This window comes from Microbacterium sp. Root61, from assembly GCF_001427525.1.
Lineage (GTDB): Bacteria > Actinomycetota > Actinomycetes > Actinomycetales > Microbacteriaceae > Microbacterium.
Map to the genome: position 1 here is coordinate 3,348,387 of NZ_LMGU01000001.1, position 25,546 is coordinate 3,373,932.

A 25,546-nucleotide genomic window follows, 5' to 3' on the forward strand; every position below is an offset into this window, starting at 1 on the left:
AGGGTTTTACCCAGTCCGCTGAAGATATCCCCCAACGGTGATCGCACTCGCTCCACACCCCATAGGTTCGAAACGAAGCAGCATCAGCGCGTGCATGAACACGAGGTCGCTGCACTCGAATCGGGGGACGAGAGCCATGTCAGACTCATCTATCGACGCGCCTGTCGCGCGTCGCAGGCGTCAATGGGGAACGGAGCGCGCGAAGGCGCCGCTGCCGGCCGTGCATCCCCGGCCGTCCAACACGAAGCTCATCTGGGGTCGTGTGGCGATCTGGGTGACGGTCGCGATCTGGATCCTCTACGTGCTCACCGTCGTGGTCACGCTGCTGATGGCGGGGGCGTTCGATACGACGTGGCGCGTGATCGAGGCGGTCTCATACCTCCTTGTCGTGACCTTCCTGATGTTCTCCGCCCTGATGTATCTGGTGGCTCGGCAGGGTGCGTTCCAGCGATTCCGCACCCACAAGCGCGCCGCGCGTGCGGAGCTCGACAGGCACTTCTCGACCCCGCACGAGGTCTTGACCGTGCTGGTTCCCTCCTACGCCGAGGAGCCCGGCGTCGTGCGCAAGACGCTCTGGTCGGCCGCACTGCAGGAGTACCCCTCCCTGCGGGTGGTGCTGCTGATCGACGACAACCCGATTCCGACCGATCCCGAAGTCGCCGAAAAGCTCGCCGAGACCCGTGGGTTCGCCGAGCAGATCATGACCGCCCTGGATGAGCCGGCCGAACGCTTCTCGGACGCGCTGATCGCGTGCGAGCACCAGATGCTGGTGTCGGGTGCACTGGATGGGAACGCCATGGTGCGACTGGTCGAGGAGTACCGGTTCGCCGTGGAGTGGCTGCGCGACATGGCCGCGGCCGAAACGCGCGATGACCACGTCGACGACTTCTTCGTCGATGAGGTCATCCTGGGGCTGGCCGACGATCTCGAGTCCACGGCGTTCGCCGTCGGCGCCGCGATCGAGGCATCCGAATCCATTCCCGATGACCGCATTCACGAGCTGTTCCGTCGCCTCGTCTGGATCTTTCGTGCCGAACTCACGCAGTTCGAGCGCAAGCGCTACGCCTCGCTCTCGCACGAAGCCAACAAGGCGATGAACCTGAACTCGTACATCGGTCTGCTCGGCGGGCGGTTCGCCGAGCAGGAGACCCCCGACGGTCTGATGCTGCGTCCGGTGCCCGCCGCCCAGCCCGCCGATCTCGACGTGCCCTACTCGGAGTTCGTACTGACGCTCGATGCTGACTCCGTACTGCTGCGCGACTACTGCCTGCGGCTCGTGCACTTCCTCGAGCAGCCCGAGAACCTGAAGGTGGCGGTCACACAGACGCCCTACTCGTCGTTCCGCGGAGCCCCGACACGCATCGAGCGGCTTTCGGGGGCGACGACCGATGTGCAGCACATCCTGCATCAGGGCATGACGGCGCACAACGCGACCTTCTGGGTCGGCGCGAACGCGGTGATCCGCATGGAAGCGCTCGATGACATCCTCGAGATCGACACGGTCGACGGCTTCGAAGTGCGCCGGTACGTGCAGGACCGCACGGTCATCGAAGACACCGAATCGAGCGTCGACCTCGGGGAGCACGGCTGGACCCTCATCAACTATCCCGAGCGGCTCAGCTACAGCGCGACTCCGCCCGACTTCGGCTCGCTCGTCGTGCAGCGTCGACGCTGGGCGAACGGTGGCCTGCTGATCCTGCCGAAGTTCTGGAAGCAGGTGCGCCAGCGCCGCCAGATGCTCAAGCCTCTGGGTATGGGCGAGATCATGGTGCGTGTCAACTACATGGCATCGATCGCGTGGGCGAGCTTCGGCCTGGTCTTCCTGCTGATCTACCCGTACGACAGCCGGCTGGTCAGCCCGCTGGTGCTCGTCGGTGCGCTGCCGTACTTCCTGGCGATGGCCAGCGACCTGCACTACTCGGGGTACAAGCGAACCGACATCTTCCGCATCTACGGGTTCAACCTGATCATGCTGCCGGTGAATCTCGCCGGCGTGTTCAAGTCGATCCAGCAGGGCCTCACGGGCACGAAGATCCCGTTCGCCCGCACCCCGAAGGTGAAGGACCGCACGGCGACGCAGCTGCTCTACGTGGTCGCACCGTACGTGATCGTCTTCTTCTCGGCCTTCGTCGCCTGGCGCAGTTTCGTCGACGGTGCGTGGGGAACGCTCGCGTTCTCCACCATCAATGCAGTGCTGGGGTCGTGGGCGATTCTCGCCAACATCGGCATCCGCAACTCGATCATCGACATCTGGATCGGCTTGACCGACTGGATGTGGGTCGACGCGACACCCGCATCGCGTGACGCGAAGATCGAGGCCGAAGTCGACTGGCGCAGCACGCTGCACAACGGCCATGCCGCACCCGGCGAGACCACCCCGACGGGCGCTGCCCCCAGACGCAGGACCCGCGAGAAGGCGAGCGCACAGTGAGTACGGCATCCAAAGGACGACACCCGGGCAAGCGTCTCTCGCCGTGGCGGGTGCTCACAGGGGTCGCCGTGGTGCTGGCTGTGGTCGCCACCGCGGTGGCCGTGCCGCTCGTGCTGGACCGCCGCGCCAACGCCGAGGACGTGGTGGTCGCGGGACCGCGATGGTTCGGCGGGTACTTCGATGTGACCGCCGCCAAGGTGTCGGACATGCCGACCTCGAACCTCGAGGCTCCCTCCAACGTTGTGCTCGCGTTCGTGGTCGCCGAGGCCGCCGATAGCTGCGTGCCCACCTGGGGCGCGGCATACGACCTCGACGCGGCGAGCCGTGAACTCGATCTCGACCGCCGCATCGCCCGCATGCGCCAAGACGGCGCCGACGTGGTCGTATCGTTCGGCGGTGCGCTGAACACGGAGCTGGCTGCGGCCTGCGCGAAGGTCGACGATCTGGTCGGTGCCTATGGTGCGGTCATCGACCGCTACGACATCTCCATGATCGATCTCGACGTCGAGGGCGCCAATCTCACGGATGACGTCGCCGGCTACCGGCGGGCCCAGGCGGTGGCGGAGCTGCAGAAGCAGCGCCGCGCCGACGGAGAAGACCTCAAGGTCTGGCTGACGCTGCCCGTTGCGACCTACGGTCTGCTCGACGACGGCCTTGCGGCTGTGAAGCAGATGCTCGTGGCCGGAGTCGACCTCACCGGCGTCAACGTGATGACCATGGACTACGGCACCGATCTCGGGGGCAAGTCGATGGCAGAGGCGTCGATCGACGCGCTGAATGCGACGAACCAGCAACTTGCCGACCTCTATGCCGCGAATGACGTGCCACTTCCGCCGCAGGGCGCGTGGGCGGTTCTCGGCGCCACGCCGATGATCGGTCAGAACGACGTCGTCGATGAGGTGTTCACGATGAAGGATGCCGCCAAGCTCAACGCATTCGCGGTGTCGCACTCGATGGCGCGCATGTCGATGTGGTCGCTGAACCGCGATCGCACGTGCGGGCCCAACTATCCCGACGTCACGGTCGTCTCGGATGCCTGCAGCGGTGTGCCGCAGGGAGGCGACAGCTTCGCCGCGGTTCTCGCGGCAGACTTCGACGGACGTCCGTACCCGACAGCGACGCCCACCCCGACCGGACATCCGACCGTGGTGCCGACGGATGATCCCGAGACCGCCCCGTATCCGATCTGGTCGCCCGATCTCGCCTACTCCGCGGGGGTGCGAGTGGTCTGGGGCGGCAATGTGTACGCGGCGAAGTGGTGGAGTCAGGGCGGTGCGGAGCCGAATGACCCGACACTGAGCGCGGATCAGACACCGTGGACGCTGGTGGGACCGGTGCTGCCGACCGATGAGCCGTTCGCCCTGCCGACTGTGCCTGCCGGAACCTACCCCGACTGGTCGGTCGATCAGGTCTACGAGAAGGGCGCCCGGGTGGTTTACGCAGGAACGCCGTTCGTCGCCAAATGGTGGACGCGAGGCGACAACCCTTCGATCGGCATCACCGATCACGACCGTTCGCCGTGGGAGCTGCTGCCGGTCGGGGACGCCCCGACCACCGAGTGAGTTGAAACCGTCGGGTCGGCTACGGCGTCAGTCGGTAGCCGACCCCGCGGACGGTCTCGATGTAGCGGGGCTCGGTGGGGTTGTCGCTGAGTTTGCGCCGGAGATTGGCCATGTGCGCCTCGACGGCGCGCTTGTCGGCCTCGCCGACGTAGTACGACGTCGCCTGTTCCTCACCGCGCAGCACCAGGGTGAGGTCCGCCTTGCTGCGCACCCGTCGCTTCGACTCCACGAGGGTCGCGAGCAGGTCGAATTCGGTGCGGGTCAACTCGACCTCGCGGTCTACTACCAGCACCGTGCGGGTGGCCGGGTTGACGCGCAGGTCGTGGTGGCTGACCCAGTGGTTCTCGTCGCGAAGCGGAGCGGTCGAGCTCGCGACGGCAGCAGCACTGGGGAGCGGATGCCTCGTACCCGGGGTCGACGCGGGCGTGGGCGCGACAGCATCCTCAGTGGCATCGGTCGACGTCGGTGGGCGCTCGAGGCGGGGGCGACGCAGCATGGCTTCGATGCGGGCGCGCATCTCGCGCGGCCGGAACGGCTTCACGACGTATTCATCGGCGCCTGCGCCGAGGCCCAGTACGATGTCCGCCTCGGTGCCGAATGCCGACAGCATGATGATGTAGGTCGTGCTGTACTTGCGGATCCGTCGCGCGGCTTCGAATCCGTCGATGCCGGGCATGTTCACATCCAGCGTGGTGACCAGGGGCTGATGGATGCGAACGGCTTCGACGCCGTCGAGTCCGTTGTCCACGGGGATCGTGCGAAAGCCTGCGGCGTCGAACAGCTCGATCAGCAGCGCGCGAATGTCCGGGTCGTCTTCGACGACAACGGCGATCAGCCGCTCATCGGGGGAGTCAGTCATGGGAGTCGATGGGCCTTCGTCATGATGCACGGGGGTGGTGCTCGGGGAGGCGTATCTGGGGGAAGGGCGCTGACTTCGGGATGCGCCTACTTCAGCCTACCTGTAGCACCTGAGTGCTCTCCCGTGATTACGCCGCTCCGGCGAACGGCGTAGGTTGTGGTCATGGACGGGATCGAGCAGTTCGCGACGCAGCTGGAACGCCTTACGGGCGACCCCATCGCCGACGCAGTGCCCGGGTTCGTGCGCGTCGTTTCGGTGAGCGAGCCGAAGGGACGCTTCGGCTACCAGGAGTGTGCGCTCGAGCTGATGACCGAAGCTTCGGGTGTGGCCGAAACCCTCGTGCGCACCGAGATCGTCACTCAGCGCAAGTACTGGCCGGAGGTGGGTCAACGCCTCCCCGCCCGAATCTCGACGACCAAGCCCGGACGGGTGGACGTCGATTGGGATGCGCTCGGGCGGGCTAGCGCCTGAGGCGGGCGGTCACCGGTGCGGCGGCTCATCGCGGCCGCGGTGCCCGATGACGCGCGCGATGAGCAGTGCGACGGCACCGCCGACAACGATCCATCCGGCAACGCCGAGCGCGATCCATCCCAGTGCTTGCATGTGCGCGTTTCCCCCAGCAGCTCCCCAGCGGCTCTGCTGAGCACCCTACGCCAGGTTGCTGCGGAGTGAATGTGCGCTCGGTGCCTACCGGATGTCTCCGAGTCGCAGCGCGTAGGGGATCACTTCAACCCCATGGCAAGGTCCGAAATCATGCGCGAACGTTCCTCTACGAACCCGCATTGAAGCGTGCGCGGCTACGGCGAGAAGTCTCCACGGGATGGTGGACTTTGGCTAGCGCACCCGCAGGTATGTTTCTGTAGGTCGACGGTCCGAAACGGGGACGATCGTCTCCTCGGGGTGGTCCCCGATCGCGATGAACATGATAATTTCCTCGGACGGATCGATGGAGAGCAATCGCTGCACCGCGTCGCGATCGCGTGCGTAGAGGCACGCATTGAGTGGTACCGCCGCAAGTCCCTCCGCCTCCAGCCCATAGAGCACCGACATCGCGTAGAGCCCTCCGTCGATGAATCCCTGATTGCGCTCGACCGGGCTGATGAAGACACTGTTCGACACGGTGACGGCCAGCAATACTTCTGGCATCTGCCGGTAGCTGAAGCCGCGCTGATGTGTGAGAACCTGCCGAGCCAAGTCCTTGTCCTCGGTCCAATAGACGCGCCATCCCTGTCGATTGCACACAGACGGCGTCTTCTCCGCGTTCCGCAAAGCGTTGGTCACTTGCTCGGTCGCGATCGGTGCTCCGGAGAAGTCCCGAACACTGGAACGTCCTTGCGCAAGGTCGAAGAATCCCTTCGTCGCATTGCTCGCTTTGTCGGCTCGTCGGACGGACTTCACCCCTGCCGCTCCGTAGCTTGCCGCGGATGGCGGTGTGAGGAATGCAGGGTCGACGATCTCTGCGAGAAACCCAATGGCGTCCTCGTGGGTGGCGTGCCGCTCGCGGTAGCGCTGCAGAATCGACAGCCCTTGCGTAAAAGCGAACGAAGACTCATCGAACCCGCGCTGCGTGTAGACCACGAGCGCATCGTTGAGATTGCGCAGTGCCTTGCGTCCCCGACCCGGCCGCCAGTCGTCCGTCTGCGCGAGCCCCTTCTCCAACGCATGAACGTTGTACATGATGCGTCCGACGAGTTGCTCGTAGCCGGAGTCGTACGTGGACAATGCGGAGTAGCGCCAGAAGCGCGCGTTGTCCCGGAAGGCGTGAACGCTCAGCCTTCCGGCCTGAGCTACTCGCTTTGCTGCCTGCTTCGGCCTGCTCGCATTGATCTTCACCGGCTCTGCTCCACGTCTGACCGCGACAACACACTCGACAGATAGTCGATGGATCGGACCTGCTCGCGCTCCCTGATCAACCGGGTTTCGGTGTAGTCGATCGGTCGATCGAGGAGGCCGGCCAACTCGTCATCGCCTCGCAGCGCACGGTCGCCCAACTCGAGGATGTCCAGGAGGAATCCCAGCTTCTCCTCGTTCCCGTACCCGTGTCCGGAGCTCGTGCGGATGATCGCCGCGAACGGCACCTCGTTGATGATCGAGAAGATCGTGCCGTGGAAGGTGTCTGTGATGACCGCAGACGCGTCGCGGAAATAGGCGAGAAGCGTGAACGGATCACAATCCACGAACTCGTCCGCGGATGACTGCAACCCGCCGAAGGCGAGCACGCGAGCGTGGATGCTGTCGGCATAGCGGCGCACGGCAGCGTTCTCGTCAGCGGTGAGTCGGCCTGAATACCCATACACGATGACGTACTTGCCGGGATGCTGGCGAGCGGTGGGGATGAGCGGGTCAGAGGCGAAGTCATAAACCAGCGTGGGATCGAGATGGATCTCAGCGGCCCGTCCGGTGAGCGACTCGACGACGTGCGCCGAATTTCGGTCGCGGACGGAGATCGCGGCGAACTCCGAGAAGTCGTCTGCGAGTTGCTCGCGGATGCCGGCGGCATCGATCTTCGCCAACGTGGTGTTGCCGAAAGAACCCGCGTACGACACCACACGTTGAGCGGGGGAGTTGTGTCCGAAGAGGTCGCGCGAATACCCGACGTTGATGTTGCTCTGCACGCAGTTGAAGACCTCGTCACTGCCGATGACTTGCAGGTCGATTCCGAGATCGCGATTGCGATCGGCCGTGATGCCGATGGCGGGGAAGTACTTCACCGCGTAGGTGCGCTTGTGGTTGAAGAACCGAAGCTTGTCTCTCAGCTTGGCGTCGACATCGCCATACTCGCGAAGCTTCGACAGGATCCGCCGGATTCGGCCCTGCGGCTTCGAGGGCTCTGCCTCCGCGCTGATCAACGGCGTGCCGGGCTCGTAGTCGATGAAGCCCACCTCGGCCGCGGGCTGGACGCCTTCGATAAGGCGCCGCAGCGCATAAGCCTGCAACGACGAACCATAGTTGTAGATCCGTTGCATCGACATGATGCCTACTGACGCCACGTACGCCCCCCTGTCATTCGATCGCTCGGAAGCGGCGCCCGGCTCGACGCTGGGGGCGGCCCGCACAACTTCAGCCTATCTGTCAATTGCGTCTCGCAACGGGTGTGTGGTCAGGCGGCGACCAGCCGACTCCTAAGCTTGCAGTGTGACTGAATCCCGCGGGGCACTACAGCGCCCAGCCCGAGTTCGAGTTTCGTTGCTTGACGTGGAGGTGACGCCGCTTTCAGCGAGTGAGACGGCCGCGATCGTGCTGGAATGCGCGCGTGCGGGCGAGGGCATCGTGATCGGCAATCTCAACCTCCATGGCGCATACGTCTTTCATACGAATCCGGAGTTCCGCGAGTTCTGCGAGTCCAGCGACCTCGTTCTGGTGGATGGTGCGCCGATCGCTTGGGCCGGCCGGATCCCGACGACCCTGCGGGTGGGAAGCACTGACTGGATCGACGTTCTGATGCCGATTGCCGGCGGGCTTCGGATCCTTGCGATCGGTGGTACCCCGGACTCGTCTCGCCGGGCAGAGCTCCACATGCGCGAGCACTTTCCCGACGCCGATTGGACAGGTGTCGACGGCTACCGAGGGACGGAGATGGGCAGCGAGTTGCGGGCCAAGATCGCCCAGGCGCAGGTTGTCCTCGTCGGGATGGGAATGCCCCTGCAGGAGCGCTGGCTCCTGCAGCATCGCGACCTGCTGGAGGGAAAGGTCGTCGCGAACGTGGGCGGCTGCTTCGACTACTACGCGGGCGTGCAGCATCTCGCGCCGCGCTGGATGGGACGCTTCGGCATCGAATGGCTGTATCGACTCGCGCGAGCTCCGCGGAGACTGGCCAATCGCTATCTGATGGAGCCCTTCAAGCTCGCTGGAGTGCTGATCCTGCGGCGTGCGGAAAGCCGCCGTGCTGCGGCAGAGAGCTGAGCGAGTCGCCGTACCCGGCACGGAACTCCTGAGCCCGGCACGGACGCCGCGCCGGTCAGCAGGCTAGTCAGTTGATTGCCGGTGGCTAGCTATGCGAGTCTGTGCGGCCATGACGCTTGCATTCCGAGGCCGACTCGGGAGCGGTTGACTCTCGGGGTCGGTGTTGGATCTTCTTGGAATGCTGAGGGCCGCGACAATACCCACCAGCGGCCAGAATGCGCCCGGCAGGCCTTTGTTGGTGAAGCTGATTGCAGTGAAGCCGATGGCCACGTTTGCGAGAAACAGCCACCACACGGGGGTAGCGATCCAACTCGAACCCCTGTTCTTCAGCCCGCGCCACAGTACAACGGCGATCGCGATCAGGAGCAGTACCAACGGGACGAGGCCGACAATTCCGCTCGTCATGAGCGTCGCGAACCATTGCGATTCCGGGGATGTCCACACCAATCCAGTGGGAACCGTCCGATCGGGATCAAGCGCATCTGATCGGCCGAATGTCGCGTCGTAGACCTTGGAGCCCCAGCCGGTGACCGGGCGCTCAAGAATCGTCGGCACGGTCTGCCCGATCCACACGTACGCCCTGTAGCCGATCGTGTTAGGGACCCACTCGGGTATCCACTCAACGAAGCGTGTGCGACCGTCGAACTGTTGACCGATCCGCTCGCTGATGAGAGCGCCGAATATCGCGGCAGCGGCAAAGCCAGCGACGCACAGCGCGGCGAGCATGCCAGGGCGAATTCCCAATCGGCGGAGTGTTCCCAGCAGGATCACCACGAAGGCAATTGTCGTGCTGAACGTGAGTGTCGTCAGCAACGATGCGATGCAGAGTCCGATGACGAGGAACGGATAGAGGTCTGAACGCGTCCCGCGTTCCTTGGCCATGATGAGCAACGCCAGCGCGGCCGCGAATACCCCGGACACGTATGCCCCGAATGACGTCCATCCACCGACCAGACCGGCCGCTCGCAGAAGACGGCCGTCTTCGACCGCGCTCGCGAACCCTTCGCCACTGACGATCGAGACAGTGAGATCGAGGACGGGCGCGAAGCGAAGGGCCTGAGCGAAACTGATCGGTGCGGCGATGAAAATGGGCAACACGAACGCCTTCAATGCTGCGACGGCCGAAGCTACGTCGGTGATTGCGGTTCGGGCAGCAAAATAGGTGAGGAACCAGAAGATCGGCTCGATGAGCCCGTTCAGGATCGCGCCATAGTGAAGGTAGTAACCGTTGTGCAGTTCGACCGCAGCGGAGACAACTATGAGCAGAACGAACGCGACATCTATCGCTGTGACTCGGACCGTGCCGTACCCGCGGTCCCTTGATACTCGGTATGCCGAGTTCAGCGCCACCACACACGCGATAAGAACCAGGACGTGCCAAGGGCGTAGTGGAAGGGCGGCTATTGGCGACTTCACTCCGACGATGGCCGCTGCCATGCCGAGAAGCAGTCCGACTAACCATGCAGATCGGAGGGTTCGCTCCTGAACGCTGCGATGCAGCGGTTTGCGTTCCAATTGTCGATTCACTCCTGCGCAGCCTTCAGTAGTGATGAACTCGTCGCCGGGCTTCCGTGCGCGCGCGGCGAAGCCCCGCTCGACGACTCTAGCCGCGATGAATCGTCGGGGAGCTGCCGGTAGGTGGGCGTGACGTTCGCGATGGGGGCGCCGCGCGCAGGGTCGAATCGGCCGTTGCCGGTGACGTTCATCTCGACGCCCCGCTAGCGTCGCGCCGGCGCGATCAGGCGCGCGATGCCGACCACGGTGCGCAGGTCTTTGCGGAATGGCGGGACCAGCCACGTCAGCACGCCCCATGTGATCCCGTAGGTCACGATACCAATGACGAGTTGAACGAAGAGAGGAAGATGATCGCTGGCCGTGACCGCCCACGTTCCTGCGGCGGCGGGAACCAGATTGGCGAGAAACACGATCAGTGCACTGGTCAGCATCCGCCACCCGGGGGCGTCGGCCGCTTTGCTGTACCAAATCAAACCGATGAACCAGGACAACGCCGTGCCCGCGGCGAACCCCCACGCAACTCCCTCGACGCCCCAGATGGATCCCAACGCGATGCACCCCACGAGAACCGGGGCTGACACGAGGTTCACCCACAGGCTGACGGAGGTTGCGCCTCGCGACAAAGCGATCCAGTACGACGCGTAGCTCGCAACACGGCAGATACCCGCAATGACCAGGATCTGAAGAAGCGCCGCGCTAGCCCCCCATGTATCACCTAGAACCAGGAGGATCAGAGGGGACGCGACGACAGCGGCTGCGGACAGTATGGGGACGAGGACGACGAGCATGGCCTTCTGGCCGGCGAGCAAGAACTCATTGAATCTCTCGGGATCGTCCTGGAGACGAGACAACACGGGGACCGCGACCTTGCTCGAGGGCGCGTTCACTTGATTCAGCGGATTAATGACCAGTTCAAACGCGCGATTGTAGTAGCCGGTTGCCGTAGGGCCGAAACGATATCCGAGGATCACGTAGTCGGCATTGCGGCTGATGGATGCGACGATCTGAGCGAGCGTAAGGAATCCGCCGTACTTGAGGAAGTACCGCATCCCCGGAGCTTTTCGAGGCAGCCCGGGAATCCAGCGATCGAACAGCGCGGACAAGACGAGGGCGAAGAACGCGATCGCGATCTGTTGCGCGACGAGGGCCCAGGCGCCTGCGCCGATGGCGGCCAAACCCACGGCGATTCCCAGGCCCAGCACGGCAGGTACAACATCCGTGATCATGAGCGCACTGAATCTCAATTGGCGCGCGAGGTGGGCTCGGGACTGTGTCATGAGCCCGTTGAGAACAAAGGTGATTGCTAGAGCCTGCGTGATGGGCGTCAGTATCGGCGAAGAGTAGAACGCCGCAATCAGGGGTGCGCAAAAGAAGAGGGCCGCGGCGCTGATCAGACCGAAGCCGGTGTTCAGCCAGAACAGATTGGTTCGCTGCTGGTTGCTGAGCTCCGGAGCCTGGATCGCGGCATTGGATAGCCCAAAGTCCCGAATGGCCTGACCGACAGCGACCAGAGCCGCGATCATCGCGAGCGCACCAAAGTCGCTTGGGTCAAGCATCCTCGACAGGATCACGACGCCGAGAACTTGTAGGACTAGTCTCGCGACCTGGCCGCTGCTGGTGACCAAGACGCCGCGGGCCGCAGAACGGCCGAGGCCGCCATGCGCCCCCGTTCCGTCAGTCATGCGGGGAGATTCTTCGTTGCCAGTTCACGAAGGGTAGGCGACGATGCGACGAGCTGTTCACGGAGGCCTTCCTGGCCGTCCAATGCGGCGAATACGGCTCTCGGAAGCTCGGTCCGTACGTCGCCCGCAGGTACGCGGAGGTCGTAGCCGAAATAGCCGTACAGCCCCTCAAACTTGTCCTGATATTCCAGCCCCACGGTAGGAGTCCCCCCGACAGCGGCCAGGATCACTAGGTGCATTCGTCCGGATACGGCGAGTACGCAGCGTGAGGCAATGAGAGACACTTCACCAGGAAGAACGACTCCGGGAGTCACAAAGACGCGATCTGAGTCCGCGAACTCGCTGAGCAACGAGCGAAGATAGGCAGGCTCGCCATCGTCTCCATGCCGAGCGTCGTGTGCTAACGCGAGGCAGGCATATCCAGCTTCCACTAGTGTGCGCACGAGGTCGGTGTAGGCCCTATCTTGGCCTGGGTACTTCACCGCGATGCGGGGATTCGCGTTTACCAGCACGACTGGCCGAGCGAGTGCGGCCTGGGAGTCGAGCCATTCCTCCACCCCTGCGGCGGTCAACACATCGGCTGGTTTTGTGAGGAACGCGAGGTCCGCGACCTCATGTACGGAGCGCCCCCCATCTCGTCGAAGGCGGCGGGCCGAAACCGGGTCGCGAGCCAGCAACGCCACAGCTGCGGGGCTGCGGCGTAGTGCGCGCTTCGCGAGGGCAGCCGGCTCATCGACCCAGCTAAAGCCAAGGATGCGCGATTCCACACCGAGCTCGGCAGCGATGGCTGCCAGGCGGAACCGCCGGGCAGCTGCGCGTTCGTTGTAGATCCCATCCATCATGTCCGCGCCGATGACCGCGAAGTGTCGCGCTGTCGACACGAGCGTGAGGAACTCGCGCAATGCCTTGAGATGCTGGCGGATCCCTCGTCCGTAGACGAGGCCGGTCAGGACGACATCATGCGCTCCAAGGTCGCTCGCGGGAACGAGTAGGTCGGCGCCACTGTGGTGAACCACCGTGACCGGCCCCGGCGCATGCAAAGTGAATGCCTGATACATGGCTTCGTCGCCCACGCTCCCGTTCCCTGCGGCAGCGATGACGATACTTCCCGTGCGCATTTCCGCAGCCACAGGCATGCGGCGAAACCGCGCGACGGCGACTCTCTCGCCCCACTCCTCGAGGACGACAGCCAAATGGCGCCGGACGGCGCGGAGGACGCGGCCAGGCGAGCGCGACGTCGTGGATTGGAAGGGGGAGTTGTGCGTCAAGAGTCTGCTTCCATCATGTGATGCGGATACGTGGGGGGCTTTCAGTGGGACTGACTATGTCAATGTCGTCATCATCTAAGTCCCGCGCTCGCGGTGGCGAGAGATTCGATAGGGCTGTTGAGTGTGTCTGCTCTAAAGGGAGGGCTTCAAACTGCGGATGCAACCGCTGTGTTCTCTCGATCTCCGTCTCTGCAGCGGGCGCGGCCGACGGGCCGCCTCAACTGATGGCATACAGCTCACCGCACTCCTCCGCGCTGGAGCAGCTCACGCGTGAGTGTCGCGCTACCTTCGTTCATAGCAGAGTCATGTTTCGTGCAAGGACTGGCTGGGTGGCAGGTTGGCCTCGGGTCTAGGCGCAATGCGCTCGCGATGCGGAGCGCGTCATACCGGCGACCGCGTAGAACCTCGTCCTACGCGTCCAGCGTAGCGGGGCAACCGTGTCTGACCATTGTGCGGCGAGTCCGTCGCCGCCAGCGTCGGCAGTGGCCGATGTGTCGTTCGGAAGCACGGTAGGGGCGGCTCAGTGCGTTCTAGGCGATGTTCACCCTCGGCGCCCGGTTGGAGTGCATTCTGAGCGACTAGGGCAGTCCGTTTTCTCGCATAGTGTTATGAAGACGAGCCGAAGGGAAGCCGTTCGTTTGGACAGAACACCAAGAACTGCAAGACCGATTCGTGTTTTTGAGTCGGTGCCACCGCCGGGGCCAATCGTAAAGTACATCGACTCTCTGGTGCGCTACGCTCCCTCAGATGTCGAGTACTCGTACTTCACGTGGCGACGCGCTTTGCTTGGCAGCTTTGACGTCTTTCACGTGCACTGGCCTGAGATTCTGGTGCGGAGCCGCTCGGGCTTCAGAGGGTTCATTCGTCGCTTCCTTTTCCGCCTTTTCCTGCTAAAACTCAAGATCAGACGCATCCCCGTCGTTCGGACGGTTCACAATCTGGAACCGCATCGCGCTGTCGCTCATGCGGAGGCGGAGTTACTCGTGGAACTCGACAGACTTGTGCGTCGCTACGTTGTGATGAGCGACTGTGCATCGGGTCTCCAAGGTGCCGACTCGGTCGTGATTCCACACGGCGACTTCATCGAAGTTCTAGGCGCAAACGCACGTGCGCGCCGGGTGGGTGGCCGCGTCCTGCTATTCGGCCGTATTGAGCCGTACAAGGGCGTAATCGACCTCATCCGTGCGGCGCGAGGAATCACGTCGCCCGACGTTGAGGTTCGCATCGTAGGGGCGGCGAACGCGACCATGCTCAAGGAGATCGACGATGAACTAAGGCTCAACGGAGATCAAGGTGCCCGCATTACTCTCGATCTCCGGACTGTCTCAGACGAAGAGATGGTGATTGAGATGACCCAGGCGGATCTCATCGCGTTGCCGTACAGAGATGCAGGAAACGGCAACTCCGGAGTGGCTATGGTTGCGCTCTCGCTTGATCGGCCCGTCCTGGTGTACCAGAGCTGCATCATGGAAAGACTGGCTGAGGAAACTGGGCCTGAATGGGTGCACCTGATGGACCAGCCGATTTCGGGGCCGCAGATCGAGAGTGCTCTGGCTCGAGTCGCAGAGCTCGATTCAGATTCCCGACCTCCACTCGTTGGTCGGGATTGGAAGTCGGTGGCATCGGCCTACGCCGACGTGTTTCGTGCGGTCGCAGGAAAGAACTAATGCCCAAAGTCTCTGTCGTCACCGGATTCTACAATCGAGCACCTGTGTTGGAGCGAACTATCCGCTCCGTGCTCGACCAGTCGTTCCAAGATTTCGAACTCATCGTGTTTGACGACGCGTCAACCGATGACACGGCCGATCGTCTCAGAGAGCTCGCAGACGAGTATGCCGATCCCCGCTTTCGTTTTGTCATCCATGATCAAAATCTCGGCTTTGTGAGCGGTCTGTCCGCCGCCATCGAGAGTTCAACCGGCGAGTACATTGCGATTCAGGGATCGGGAGACACCTCTCTGCCAAGTCGACTCGAGCTGCAGGTGGCTGTATTGGACCAGCGGCCTCGCGTCGGGGTGGTTGGAGGCTGGTACTACAACGTCCAAGAGGACCTCGGCACGCAGAGACTGCGCCAGCCTGACGCGGACTCGCTGACATACGAAGGTTTGCTCGAGAGCAACATGTTCTCCCACGGAGAAGTGATGATCCGGCGGAGCACATATGACTTGGTCGGTGGATATAGGACCGAGTTCAAGTTCGCCCAGGACATCGACCTTTGGCTCCGGATGAGCAAGGTCGCGAGCTTCGCGACCGTTCGAGAGCCAATATATGCACGGCACGTTCAGTTCGATGGCGTCTCATACGTGCCGAAGAAGATCATCGAGCAGACCTGCTATTCGATAGCGGCGCGACGTCTATCGCAAATGTCGGATCCTGACGCCGCCGAAGCGCTCGCGCGCATCCGGATCTCTGGCCCTACTGCGGTCGTCCCGGCGGACGACCCGATCGTCCAGCAAAAAGTTGTGAAAGCAGTATTGCGCCTTGCGGTCTTCGGCTCTCCAGCCGCGGCGCAGACGCTTGCAGACACAAGTGTGACCGATCGACGCACGCGGGTCGCTCTCACGGCGTTCGGACGTGCGTACGGATCACCCCTGTTCAGGCCATTCGTTCCTATGGTGCGACGCGCGCTCGGGATGGGAAAGCGCGCGACCGTGTAGGTATTGCCGCTACGCCACTCGCCGCCGCTCCTCGGCGGCGATATGCGCGGGAACGACGTCACCGTCAGGCGAGACGTACCGGACCTCGCAGTCCATGGCGAACCCGGTCGACCGGTGCACTGTTTCACGGATGTGGTGAATGACGGCAAGCACATCGTCCGACGTCGCGCCACCGGTGTTCACGACGAAGTTGGCGTGCTGCGGTGAGACCTGGGCGCCACCGTATGAGTACCCTTTGAGCCCCACAGACTCGATGGCTTTTCCAGGGGCGCCGATGATCTCATACATGCTGGGGTCGGACAGGAACGTCGATCCACAGTTGGGCAGATCCTCCGGGAAGCGCGCGCGCCGCGATTCGACGACCTCGTCCATTTCAGCGTGCACTTCGATCGAGTCGCGGGGCTCGAGCTGAAGCTCGACCGCCGCCACGATGAGGTCGGGGCGCTGCAGAGTGGACGAGCGATATCCGAACTGGCATTCGCTTTGAGTGAACTCAAGAACGTTACCGGAGCGGTCCAGACACGTCACGCGCGCAACGCTGAGGCCGATCCCCTTGCGCTGGCTCCCGCCGTTCATTGTCACGAGGCCACCCAGCGTGCCAGGGATCCCGACGGTGTGCTCCAGCCCCGACAAGCCGAGATCGGCCGTCGCCCGTGCAAGCTGGGGGATGGCGATGCCCGCCTCCGCATGCACCATAGTGCCGAGGGCTCGCATCGTCGAGAGCGAGCGCCCGATTCGGATGATGACGCCATCGAACCCATCGCTGTCGAAAAGCACGTTGGACATGTCGCCCACAACGAGCATCGGTTCGATTCGGTCACGCATAAGTGCAACAACGTCGGCGGCCTCAGCGATCGACCGCGGCTCGACTACGACGAGAGCCGGGCCGCCAATCTGCCACCGTGAGACTTCGCTCAGGCGCACCCCGAACCGCGATGACTCCGGGTGCGCCCGCCGCAACAACGCCTGCAGGCCGGAGCTATCGTGCACTCGCACCCAGCAACTCCTTGACCTCAGCGGGCGCGGGGGCGTCGTCGAATACAGTGATCCGCGATCCGAGCCGACTCAGTTTCGACTCGAGGTCGTTGTATCCGCGAAGCGCCATCTGCACGTTCTGGATGACCGATCGTCCTTCGGTACACAGCGCAGCGATGACGACGGCCATCGACCCTCGAAGATCGGTCGAATTCGCCACACCCGGCTTGAAGGTCGCCGGCCCACGGACCGTGATCTTGCCGCGCTCGGCAGCAAGGTGATCCCCCTGCACGAGCTTCGCGAGTTCATCGACGAAGGCAATGCGTTCGGGGTACCGGTAGTCGTAAACGCGAGACGTCCCGGCGCCGGCGAGACCGAGGAGGACATAGAACGCCTGCATGTCCGAAATGACGCCCGGGTGAGCTCCGCATGCCAGTTCGAAGGGCTGCACGCTGCCGGACGATAGGCAGTCAGGTGTCACATGCACTGCGTTCGAATTGCGGAAGAGGTCGACACCCGCCTGAGCGATGTGGATCAGCGGTACTTCCATCGACTCGAAAGGAACCCCTTCGACCGTGAGATTGCCGCCAGAGAGAATCGCGTAGACGATCCAGGTGAGTGCCTCGATGCGGTCGGGCATGACAGCCATGTGAGCGCCGCTCAGCGCGGCCCCCTTTCCATCGACGACGATGTGGCTCGTGCCGAACACGGAGATGTTCGCACCCATGCGACGCAGAAGCGCGATGAGGTCGTGTACCTCGGGTGTGATGTAGGCGTTGAAGATCTGCGTCTGCCCGCTGGCCACACTCGCACACAGAAGCGCGTTCTCCGTGCCACCGACGGTCGTGATCGGGAAGTTGATGGTGCCGCCGATGAGGCCCCGATTTGCCGTGATCTCGATATGATCCTCGAGTTCACGCACCGTCGCGCCGAGTTGCTCCCACACCATGATGTGGAGGTCGTAGCCGCGGGCCCCTGAACTGCCTCCGCCGATCGGACACCCGCCGGGGTAAGGGATCCGAGCGATGCCTGTTCGGAGAATCTGCGCAGCGGCCAGCAGGTAGGTCGTCCGAATAGGGACGTCATACTGGTCACGCGTCAGGAGCGTCGAACTAACGGCGTCGGCGGACACACTTACGGTCTCCGAGTGGTGATCCACGCTGATGTCGGCGCCGGTGTGACGGCTGAAGTTGACCTTATGCCCGACGTCGACGAGCCTCGTGGGGAAGTTGCTCAGTTCGACACGTTCATCACTCAATAGGGCGGCCGACAGAAGGCGAGTCGCGGAGTTCTTGGCGCCACTGACGCGCACGCGCCCAACAGGGGGGACAGCGCCATCGATCACGGCATACATACGGGCTCCTTGGTTCTCATTTGCATGGGGTGTCAGTGCGCGTTTCCCGCGGGGGCGAGCGCTGCCTTGGCGGTCTTGAGCAAGATCACGAAGTCGCCGACAAGCGACCAGTTCTCCACATAGGACAGATCGAGCCGAACGGACTCCTCCCACGACAGAGAGGACCGCCCGCCGACCTGCCATGCGCCGGTGACGCCAGGCTTCACGAGGAAGCGGCGGTGTACGTGGTCGGCATAGAGCGCGACCTCGGATGCGAGTGGGGGGCGCGGGCCCACGAGCGACATCGAGCCGCCAAGAACGTTGAAGAGTTGAGGCAGCTCGTCGAGACTGAAACGGCGCATGAATCGGCCTACGGGGGTTACGCGGGGGTCGTTCTTCATCTTGAACAACACCTCGTTGCCGGCGTCACGGTCGCGTTCGAGACCGGCGAGGAGGGCTTCCGCGTTCACGACCATCGAGCGGAACTTCAGCATGCGGAACTCGGTGCCGTGCAGGCCCACGCGAGTTTGACTGAAGATGACTGGGCCGGGGCTGCTGAGCTTGACGCAGAGGGCAAGGATGAGCAGGGCGGGGCTGATCACGATGATCCCGACGACGGACATCGCGAGGTCCATCGTCCGCTTGAGAAGTCGTTGCCCCGCTGAGAACCGGGGTGTCTCCACATGGATGAGGGGGAGTCCCGCGACAGGTCGAGAATGGATGCGCGGGCCGGCGATGTCCACAAGGCTGGGGGCGAGGATGAGATGCTGGCGGCCGGCTTCCAAGCTCCACGAGATCTGCTTCACCCGCATGGGAGGGAGGTCGCCGATGCTGGTGATCGCTACGGTGTCCGCAGCCCCCGTGTGCACCACGCTTTCGACGTCGTCGATCGTTCCCATGATCGGGATATCGGTGTCGCCTAGCGTCTGGTCGATGATTCCGCGGGGCACGCAGGCACCGATCACCGTGTACCCCGCGCTGGGGGAACGCCGCAGTTCGCGTGCGATCTGGGTCACCGATTCCTCGGATCCGACCAGGAGAACCTGAGCTGAGTACTTGCCCACCGAGCGGTGGGCGATCAGCCATTGCCGCCAGAGCCACCGTTCGATCACCAGCAACAAGATGCCCAGCGGAAGCGCGACGAGCAGGTACCCGCGTGCCACGTCCACCCGCGTGAGGAACGCGAGGATCGCGATGAATCCGAAGAGCGTGAAGCTCGCGTTGGCGACGCGGGTGTACTCGGCGGCGCCGGTGCCGATCACCCGATGGCTGCGCGAGTCGACGAGGCTGAGGGCCCACATCCACACGACGACCAAGGCGCCGGAGAACACCCAGTACGAAACGTCGCTGAGGCGACTGTCTTCACGGATCGCCACTTGTGCGTTGCCGCCGTCGAACCAGACGATCTGCGCCCCGTAAGCCGCCCAGACGAGTACGAAGAGATCACTGAACCACAGTCGGCGGGCGTAGCGCTCTCGCCACTGGTCGCTGCGCGCGCCGCTCGTGGCCGCGCCCATTCGCGAACCGGCATGAGGTGTCGCTACCGCGTTTCCTGCATCTGGTCTTGACTTCTTCGTCGTCGAGTCGATGTCTAGCTTCGACGTCACACTGATCCTCGGCCCTGCGTACCCCGCCAATCCCCACCGGAACGCTACCAGCCATCTGTGACGGCAATGTTTCAGAATGGCTGATCGATGCCGTCTATCGCATGTTCACCGAGCAAACAGGGAGACTCACGGTGTCACATTGCTCAGTGATGCACCCGACCACACTGCGACTCCGCCGTCGAAGCCGCTGATCGCGATCGGCTGGCTCGTGTCGAGGCCCTCCACGCAACCGGCAGCTTGGGCCTTGGTCGTGTCTGCCCCGAGGAAGCGCGTGAGCGCCAGGCCGGAGCATCCGTCGCTCGCGTGTGCCACCACGACGTCGACTCCGGTGACCGCGACTGCCGCGGCATCCGGAGCGGGAAGGGGCACCCACGCGTCGTTCGCTCGCACGAACGCGACGCGGTCGCAGACGAGTGCCACGACGTTGCTGAGAGCGCGCAAGCCGCGCGCGCTGGAGCAAGGAGCGTCCACGGTCCCGGCTCCCAGGTGCACGAGTGACGCATCGACCGGATCGACGAAGCGTGACGCGGCGAGCACGTCTGCGTACGGTTCCCAGAAACGCCCGTTCGTGTAGCTGCGGAGCGCCTGCGGTGCGCACGGCGCACCGATCGTTCCGACCGCCTCGACCGCGTCCACCGCGAGCCCGTCGAGTGAGGACACCTGGGTGATTCCGCGATACAGCGGTGTGACGTCGGTCCACGAGCGACCGGCGTCGTTCGAGCGCTCGATCAACGGCTGCTCGCCGCCGCACGCCCCGGCGGTGGCGCGCCACAGCGTGCCTCCAGATGCCGACAGGAACCGCTCGGTCTCGCGGGGCCCGGCGACCGCGGTCGGGGTCGGGCTCGGGCTCGGCGTGGCTGTCTGCACACCGAGCGTGAATGTCGGCACCGGTGCCGGCGTGGACTCGGTGCGCGCGGGGTTGGCGCGCTGGTACGCCATGACCGCGAGCGCACCGACGACTGCCCCGAGTGCCACGACCGCGACGATCGCCACCCACCGAGAAGCCGCGCCGTTGCGCCCCGCCATCCGTGCCATCGCGCGCTACGACGCAGGTGTGCGGGTCTCCGGCGGAGACGCCGGGATGCCGAGCTCGTCGAACACATTCGGCTGGCGCCGATCGCTGCGTGCGTTCGGGCGCGTCACGGCCGGATCATCCGTCGCGCCCGGCGCGGCAGCGGGAACGGTGGCCTCAACTGACGCCGCAGGCGGAGGCAGTACGGGCGGTGCCATCGAACGGCCAGGTGCGAGATCGGGCGCGGTCGCGCGGCGTTCGCGCGACTTCTTCCGCTCCTTCTTGGTCTCCTCTGCGGTGTACCCGTAGCCATAGCCATATCCCGCACCGTACGAGTAGTACGCGTCGGGGCCTCGCGTGGGCACCATCGTCAGGATCACGCCTGCAATCTTGACGCCGACCTTCTCGAGCGCATCGACCGCGCCGGAGAGCTGGTGGCGGTTGGTGCGACCTGCGGCCACGGCGACGATCGCGCCGCTGGTGGCGCGAGCCAGGATCGCGGCATCCGTGACCGGAAGCAGCGGGGGAGCGTCGCACAGCACGACGTCGAAGTCGCGCTCTAGGACCTCGAGCAGCGTGCGCATCTGCTTGGACCCCAGCAGCTCACTGGGGTTCGGCGGAATCTTGCCGGCCGGGAGCACGTACAGGCTGCGCTGACCCCACGGCATCATGACGTCGCCCACGCGGGCGCGGCCGATCAGCACGTCGGTGAGGCCGACGCCGCCCTCGATGCCGAGGTATTCGGCGACCTTCGGCTTGCGCAGGTCGGTGTCGAGCAGAGCGACACGCTTGCCCGCATCGGCCAGTGCGATGGCGAGGTTGATCGTCGTGGTCGACTTGCCCTCGCTCGGAACGCTCGAGGTGATGACGAAACTCGCGCGGCCATCCATGTCGAGGAACTGCAGGTTCGTGCGTACTGCGCGGAATGACTTGGCGCGCGGGCTGAGCGGGTCGGCGTGCACGATCAGCGGGCGTGTCTTGGCCTTCGGATCGAAGGCGATCGCGCCGATCAACGGCCGGTCTGTGACCATCTCGACATCGCGCGGCGTACGGATGCGGGTGTCGAGCACGGCGCGCAGCACCGCGGTCCCGATACCGAGCGCCAGACCGACCAGGGCGCCGAGTGCCAGGTTGAGCGGCACGTTCGGGCTCGACGGGCTGAGCGGAGGCAGGGCGTCCTTGACACGGGTGAGGCGTACCGGGCTGGTCTCGGTACCGTTCGGCGTCTCGATCGACTCGACGGCCGCGGTCAGGCTGGCACCGAGCGCGTTGGCGATGTCGGCGGCCTTCACAGGATCGGAGTCGGTCACCGTGATCGTGATGAGCGTCGTGTTCAGCGGCGCCGCAGCAGAGACCGCCTTGGCGAGCTCGTTCGCGGTCATCCCGAGATCGAGCTGCGCGATCACCGGATTCATGACGATCGGCGTGGTCACCAGGTTGGTGTACGTCGTCACACGGGACTGCGTGAAGTTGGAGCCCTGCTGCAGTTCGGCGATCGTGCCTCCCGCCTGCGACGAGACGAACACGGTGCTCTTCGCCTCGTATTCGGGGGTGCGCGTGAGCGACCATCCTGCGGCAACGGCGATTCCGACGAGAGTGGCGACGATGATGATCAGCCAGTTCTTGCGCAGGATTCGGATGTAGTCAGTGAGCTCCATGTCGCCTTTCACGGGGTGCTGGGTTGCTGCGCCCATCCTGCCACAGCGCTTTCAGGCGCCCTGCCGCGGTCAGCGGGGATCGAGGCCGAGACGGATGACGCGCACGACCTCGTCCACCGCCGGCACCAGCTGCGCAGCCGAGCGCTGATAGATCTCCCACGGCTGCCGATACGGATCGATCACGTCGTCGTCGGCCGGGTCGTTCGGGGGCGTCGCCAGCCCACGATAGGACGCGAGGGTCGCGCCCAGGGCGCGAACTCTGTCCGCGGCATCTGGACCCGCTGCATCCGCGGCTGCGCGGAGCTCGTCGTCGGGTGCGGTCTGGGCGAGCCGCGCGAACTCGCGGATCGTGAACGTGCTGCGCAGTCGCGACGGTGCGAGTTCGGCGATCTCGCGTCGGTGATCGCGGGTCATCGCGAAGATGAGGGCGGGGGAGTCGAGGTGCGCCTCGGTCAGGAACCGCGACGCGTGAGCGGCGGAGAGCTCGGCCGGAACGCCCAGATGCACAGCGAGATGAGCAGACTCGGGGGTCATCGGCGCGGCCCGCAAACCGCGGGTGCCGGCGCTCGGAACGACCGCGCCGTACGGGGCCAGACGCGTCTGCAGAAGCTGGGCCGCCAGGGGCGACCGGCAGATGTTGCCCGTGCAGACCGTGAGGATCTCGAACACCGAAGGCCTCCGGGAGACAGGTAACGTGGGCGCGTGCCCGACCACTCTAGCGACGCGACCGAGCCCCTCACGCGGGCCGAGCTGCGTGCGGCCGGCACGCAGACGATCGACTTCACTGCCCTTCCCGCGCCAGATGTGAGCGTCGATCCGCTCGCGATCCCGGCTCCCGGCGCGCCACCCTCGACCGGCGGCTCGCGCAAGCGCACCCCGCGAGACGACTGGCGCCTCGGCGGGCGCTCGGTGCTGCCGTGGCGTGAATGGCTGATCGCCGGAGCCTTGCTCTCCCTCGGCATCGGCATCCTGCTCGGCACCGTCGCCGACTGGCTCTGGGATTCGCCGTGGGCCGCGGTATCCGCCACCGTCATCGTCTGGATCGGGATGCTGGTGCCCGTCGTGTGGGCTCTGTCGCGGTCGCGTCCCATCGGTCTGCTGCGCTTCCGCGCCATCGATCTGCTCTACGGCGTCGTGCTCGGTGGACTTCTGCGCGTCGTGCAGGGCTGGATGGAACCGCTGGTCGGCGGAACAGGCGCGCTGCCGTCGTTCGGCGTCGTCGACGGGCAGCTGTCGTCGCAGACCTGGCTCGTCGAAGTGCTCGGCGGAGTCGCCGTCGCACCAGTGCTCGAGGAGTTCTTCTTCCGCGGTGTGATCCTCGTCGCGCTTTACAGTGTGCTCAGACGCCCGGTCGGCAAAACGGTGGCCGGAGTCGTCGCCACCGTGGTCAGCACGGGACTCTTCGTCCTGCTGCACGGCGTGCTGCTGCAGCAGAGCACGGATCAGGTCATCGCACTCGCCGCGCTCGGCCTGGTGTGCGGAGCGTTGGTCCTGCTCACCGGCCGAATCTGGGGTGCGGTGCTCGTTCACCTGACATTCAACGCAATTTTTCTTCTGCTCGCGCTGGTCGGAACCTATTGGGCATAGACCCGCGGAATTCAGCGGGTCTGACACATGCCCTGTCCCCCATATGGGGGATACGCACAGTCTGAATATGTTACACAGCGGAAACCTGGCGGCTGGCGACACGCGGAAAGTCTCAGCTAGGGTGACACACATAGGCCGTATTCAGGTTTCCCCCAGGGACCCGCGGCCATCCACAGACACACTCCAACCCCCAGGGAGCCTGAATCATGCTGAAGAAGACATTCGCAGCACTTGCTGTAGCCGGACTGCTCGTTCTCGGGGCGGCTTCTGCCGCATCCGCCGCAACCTACCCCGTCGACAACGGAACCGGTTCCGGTTCGGCCGTCCTCGCCCCCGGCGCCTCGACGCCGATCACGATCTCGGGTCTCGAGGGCTACGACCAGGTCATCTTCACTTCCACCGGTGGGACGCTCTCGTCGATCGTCATGGCTGCTGCAGGTTCGTCGGTGACGAAGCCCGTCGTCAACGGCTCGGCCACCGCGAACTTCGTCGCCAACACGCCCGGTAGCTTCACGATCAACGTCACCGCGCCCGACGGCACCCCCCTCGGCTCGACCACGGTCACCGTCGCAGCCCCCGGGACCACCGCCCCCGGTGCCGGCGGAGGCCTGCCGGCTACCGGTGGTACCGTGCCCGCCGCGGCCGTCTGGCTGGGCGTCGGCGCGATCGGCATCGGCGGCATCGCCGTCGCCGCCGCAGTGGCTCGCCGCCGCGCGGCCGCCAACCGCTGAACATCAACGTGACGAAGACCCCGGGCGCGAGCCCGGGGTCTTCGGCGTTTCCGGCGGGGCGTCCGTATGCCTCCCCGTGGCTGGCGCTCGGCATCGCCGCGCTCGGCTACCTCGGCACCCTGTTGATCCTCAGCGGCTACCCCGGCTTGCGCGCGCGGATGGCGGACGCGCCTGGGTGGGTGCTGGCGATGTTGGACATCATCGTCATCTGTCTGCCGCTCGTGGTCGCGGTGCTCGCCGCGGGTGCGGTCGCCTCACGCGTCGGGATCGCGGTGGCCACCGGCATCCGTCACTGGCGCGGGCTGGACGTGCTGCTAGGGCTGGGCGTCGGGCTGATCGTGCGAGCGCTCGTAGAGCTCGTCGCGCCGACTGTCTCGGCGTTGGGCGGCGGCTTCGGGGCGCCGGACCTGGCCGCATCGGTGGTGATCGTGGTCGGTGCGGTGTTCCTCTCGCCCTTCATAGAGGAGTGGTTCTTCCGGGGCCTCGTCCTTCGCGCATTCCTGGATGCACTCAAAGATCTCGGCCGCACGGCAGCCGGGATCATCGCGATCTTCGTTTCGACTGTCGCGTTCATGGCCCTGCACTTCCTGCCGTGGGAGAGCGGGATCGCGGTGGGGCAGCTGATCGGCACCTTCGGCATCGGAGTCGGATGCGGCATCCTCACCTTCGTCACGGGGCGACTGGGTGGGGCCATCGTGGCGCACGTGGTCTTCAACGCGGTCGGCGTCGGGCTGATGCTGTGGTGATGAGCCGGCCTGCGCCATTTG

The 25,546-nt window shown here is 64.7% G+C and carries 22 protein-coding genes; 9 read left to right on the plus strand and 13 right to left on the minus strand.

Annotated elements, in window-relative coordinates; translation table 11 throughout:
- Positions 1 to 136: 136 nt before the first annotated feature.
- On the plus strand, positions 137 to 2,431 hold the full coding sequence (locus ASD65_RS15625) for a glycosyltransferase family 2 protein (RefSeq protein WP_082561818.1): 2,295 nt from the start codon (positions 137 to 139) through the stop codon (positions 2,429 to 2,431).
- On the plus strand, positions 2,428 to 3,993 hold the full coding sequence (locus tag ASD65_RS15630; RefSeq protein ID WP_156378897.1) for a chitinase: 1,566 nt from the start codon (positions 2,428 to 2,430) through the stop codon (positions 3,991 to 3,993). Before ASD65_RS15625 ends, ASD65_RS15630 begins: the two co-directional genes overlap by 4 nt.
- A gap of 19 nt (positions 3,994 to 4,012) precedes the next feature.
- Here ASD65_RS15630 and ASD65_RS15635 read toward each other — a convergent pair whose 3' ends face one another.
- Entirely contained in the window at positions 4,013 to 4,852 is an 840-nt protein-coding gene (locus tag ASD65_RS15635; protein WP_056224061.1) for a response regulator transcription factor, read from the minus strand.
- Positions 4,853 to 5,014: 162 nt separating this feature from the next.
- Between ASD65_RS15635 and ASD65_RS15640 the strand changes: the two genes are divergently transcribed.
- A complete protein-coding gene (locus tag ASD65_RS15640; protein ID WP_056224063.1) occupies positions 5,015 to 5,323 on the plus strand; it encodes a hypothetical protein in 309 nt (102 codons plus the stop codon).
- A gap of 9 nt (positions 5,324 to 5,332) precedes the next feature.
- Here ASD65_RS15640 and ASD65_RS19405 read toward each other — a convergent pair whose 3' ends face one another.
- The 3 genes from ASD65_RS19405 to ASD65_RS15650 all read right to left on the minus strand — a co-directional run bounded on the left by ASD65_RS19405 (position 5,333) and on the right by ASD65_RS15650 (position 7,824).
- Positions 5,333 to 5,455 carry a hypothetical protein gene (locus ASD65_RS19405; RefSeq protein ID WP_268778138.1) on the minus strand — a complete coding sequence of 41 codons (123 nt, stop codon included), beginning with the start codon at positions 5,453 to 5,455 and terminating at the stop codon, positions 5,333 to 5,335.
- A gap of 231 nt (positions 5,456 to 5,686) precedes the next feature.
- Positions 5,687 to 6,685: a nitroreductase family protein gene (locus ASD65_RS15645; protein WP_056224065.1), complete on the minus strand. Its 999-nt coding sequence runs from the start codon at positions 6,683 to 6,685 to the stop codon at positions 5,687 to 5,689.
- Positions 6,682 to 7,824 carry a polysaccharide pyruvyl transferase family protein gene (locus ASD65_RS15650; RefSeq protein WP_056224066.1) on the minus strand — a complete coding sequence of 381 codons (1,143 nt, stop codon included), beginning with the start codon at positions 7,822 to 7,824 and terminating at the stop codon, positions 6,682 to 6,684. Before ASD65_RS15650 ends, ASD65_RS15645 begins: the two co-directional genes overlap by 4 nt.
- Positions 7,825 to 8,047: 223 nt before the next feature.
- Between ASD65_RS15650 and ASD65_RS15655 the strand changes: the two genes are divergently transcribed.
- Positions 8,048 to 8,755, plus strand: a complete 708-nt coding sequence (locus tag ASD65_RS15655) for a WecB/TagA/CpsF family glycosyltransferase (protein WP_056224068.1) — start codon at positions 8,048 to 8,050, stop codon at positions 8,753 to 8,755.
- Positions 8,756 to 8,818: 63 nt separating this feature from the next.
- Here the strand turns inward: ASD65_RS15655 and ASD65_RS15660 are convergent, their stop codons facing one another.
- From ASD65_RS15660 to ASD65_RS15670, 3 genes are all read right to left on the minus strand, one after another.
- Positions 8,819 to 10,192 (minus strand): O-antigen ligase family protein, encoded by a 1,374-nt coding sequence (locus tag ASD65_RS15660; RefSeq protein WP_162248514.1) that lies wholly within the window; start codon positions 10,190 to 10,192, stop codon positions 8,819 to 8,821.
- Between the two features lie 281 nt (positions 10,193 to 10,473).
- The gene (locus ASD65_RS15665; RefSeq protein WP_056224072.1) at positions 10,474 to 11,952 is read right to left on the minus strand and encodes a lipopolysaccharide biosynthesis protein; all 1,479 of its coding nucleotides are present in this window, start codon (positions 11,950 to 11,952) and stop codon (positions 10,474 to 10,476) included.
- A complete protein-coding gene (locus ASD65_RS15670; RefSeq protein ID WP_162248515.1) occupies positions 11,949 to 13,025 on the minus strand; it encodes a polysaccharide pyruvyl transferase family protein in 1,077 nt (358 codons plus the stop codon). Before ASD65_RS15670 ends, ASD65_RS15665 begins: the two co-directional genes overlap by 4 nt.
- Positions 13,026 to 13,948: 923 nt before the next feature.
- Between ASD65_RS15670 and ASD65_RS19165 the strand changes: the two genes are divergently transcribed.
- Positions 13,949 to 14,887, plus strand: coding sequence for a glycosyltransferase (locus tag ASD65_RS19165; protein ID WP_056224076.1), 939 nt, complete (start codon positions 13,949 to 13,951; stop codon positions 14,885 to 14,887).
- On the plus strand, positions 14,887 to 15,876 hold the full coding sequence (locus ASD65_RS15680) for a glycosyltransferase (RefSeq protein WP_162248516.1): 990 nt from the start codon (positions 14,887 to 14,889) through the stop codon (positions 15,874 to 15,876). Before ASD65_RS19165 ends, ASD65_RS15680 begins: the two co-directional genes overlap by 1 nt.
- A 9-nt stretch (positions 15,877 to 15,885) precedes the next feature.
- Here ASD65_RS15680 and murB read toward each other — a convergent pair whose 3' ends face one another.
- The 6 genes from murB to ASD65_RS15710 all read right to left on the minus strand — a co-directional run bounded on the left by murB (position 15,886) and on the right by ASD65_RS15710 (position 23,130).
- Positions 15,886 to 16,872: a UDP-N-acetylmuramate dehydrogenase gene (murB, locus tag ASD65_RS15685; protein ID WP_200948681.1), complete on the minus strand. Its 987-nt coding sequence runs from the start codon at positions 16,870 to 16,872 to the stop codon at positions 15,886 to 15,888.
- The gene (locus ASD65_RS15690; protein ID WP_056224080.1) at positions 16,856 to 18,205 is read right to left on the minus strand and encodes a UDP-N-acetylglucosamine 1-carboxyvinyltransferase; all 1,350 of its coding nucleotides are present in this window, start codon (positions 18,203 to 18,205) and stop codon (positions 16,856 to 16,858) included. Before ASD65_RS15690 ends, murB begins: the two co-directional genes overlap by 17 nt.
- Positions 18,206 to 18,237: 32 nt before the next feature.
- Positions 18,238 to 19,701, minus strand: a complete 1,464-nt coding sequence (locus tag ASD65_RS15695; RefSeq protein ID WP_056224082.1) for a sugar transferase — start codon at positions 19,699 to 19,701, stop codon at positions 18,238 to 18,240.
- Positions 19,702 to 19,917: 216 nt separating this feature from the next.
- Complete coding sequence (locus ASD65_RS15700) at positions 19,918 to 20,826, minus strand: hypothetical protein (protein WP_156378898.1); 909 nt, start codon at positions 20,824 to 20,826, stop codon at positions 19,918 to 19,920.
- A gap of 6 nt (positions 20,827 to 20,832) precedes the next feature.
- The gene (locus tag ASD65_RS15705; RefSeq protein ID WP_082561822.1) at positions 20,833 to 22,461 is read right to left on the minus strand and encodes a polysaccharide biosynthesis tyrosine autokinase; all 1,629 of its coding nucleotides are present in this window, start codon (positions 22,459 to 22,461) and stop codon (positions 20,833 to 20,835) included.
- Between the two features lie 69 nt (positions 22,462 to 22,530).
- Positions 22,531 to 23,130 (minus strand): arsenate reductase/protein-tyrosine-phosphatase family protein, encoded by a 600-nt coding sequence (locus ASD65_RS15710; protein ID WP_056224085.1) that lies wholly within the window; start codon positions 23,128 to 23,130, stop codon positions 22,531 to 22,533.
- Between the two features lie 33 nt (positions 23,131 to 23,163).
- Between ASD65_RS15710 and ASD65_RS15715 the strand changes: the two genes are divergently transcribed.
- The 3 genes from ASD65_RS15715 to ASD65_RS15725 all read left to right on the plus strand — a co-directional run bounded on the left by ASD65_RS15715 (position 23,164) and on the right by ASD65_RS15725 (position 25,525).
- Positions 23,164 to 24,048 (plus strand): CPBP family intramembrane glutamic endopeptidase, encoded by an 885-nt coding sequence (locus ASD65_RS15715; RefSeq protein WP_056224087.1) that lies wholly within the window; start codon positions 23,164 to 23,166, stop codon positions 24,046 to 24,048.
- A gap of 206 nt (positions 24,049 to 24,254) precedes the next feature.
- Positions 24,255 to 24,779, plus strand: a complete 525-nt coding sequence (locus tag ASD65_RS15720) for a hypothetical protein (protein WP_056224089.1) — start codon at positions 24,255 to 24,257, stop codon at positions 24,777 to 24,779.
- 8 nt (positions 24,780 to 24,787) lie between these two features.
- On the plus strand, positions 24,788 to 25,525 hold the full coding sequence (locus ASD65_RS15725) for a CPBP family intramembrane glutamic endopeptidase (RefSeq protein WP_056224091.1): 738 nt from the start codon (positions 24,788 to 24,790) through the stop codon (positions 25,523 to 25,525).
- Positions 25,526 to 25,546: the final 21 nt, after the last annotated feature.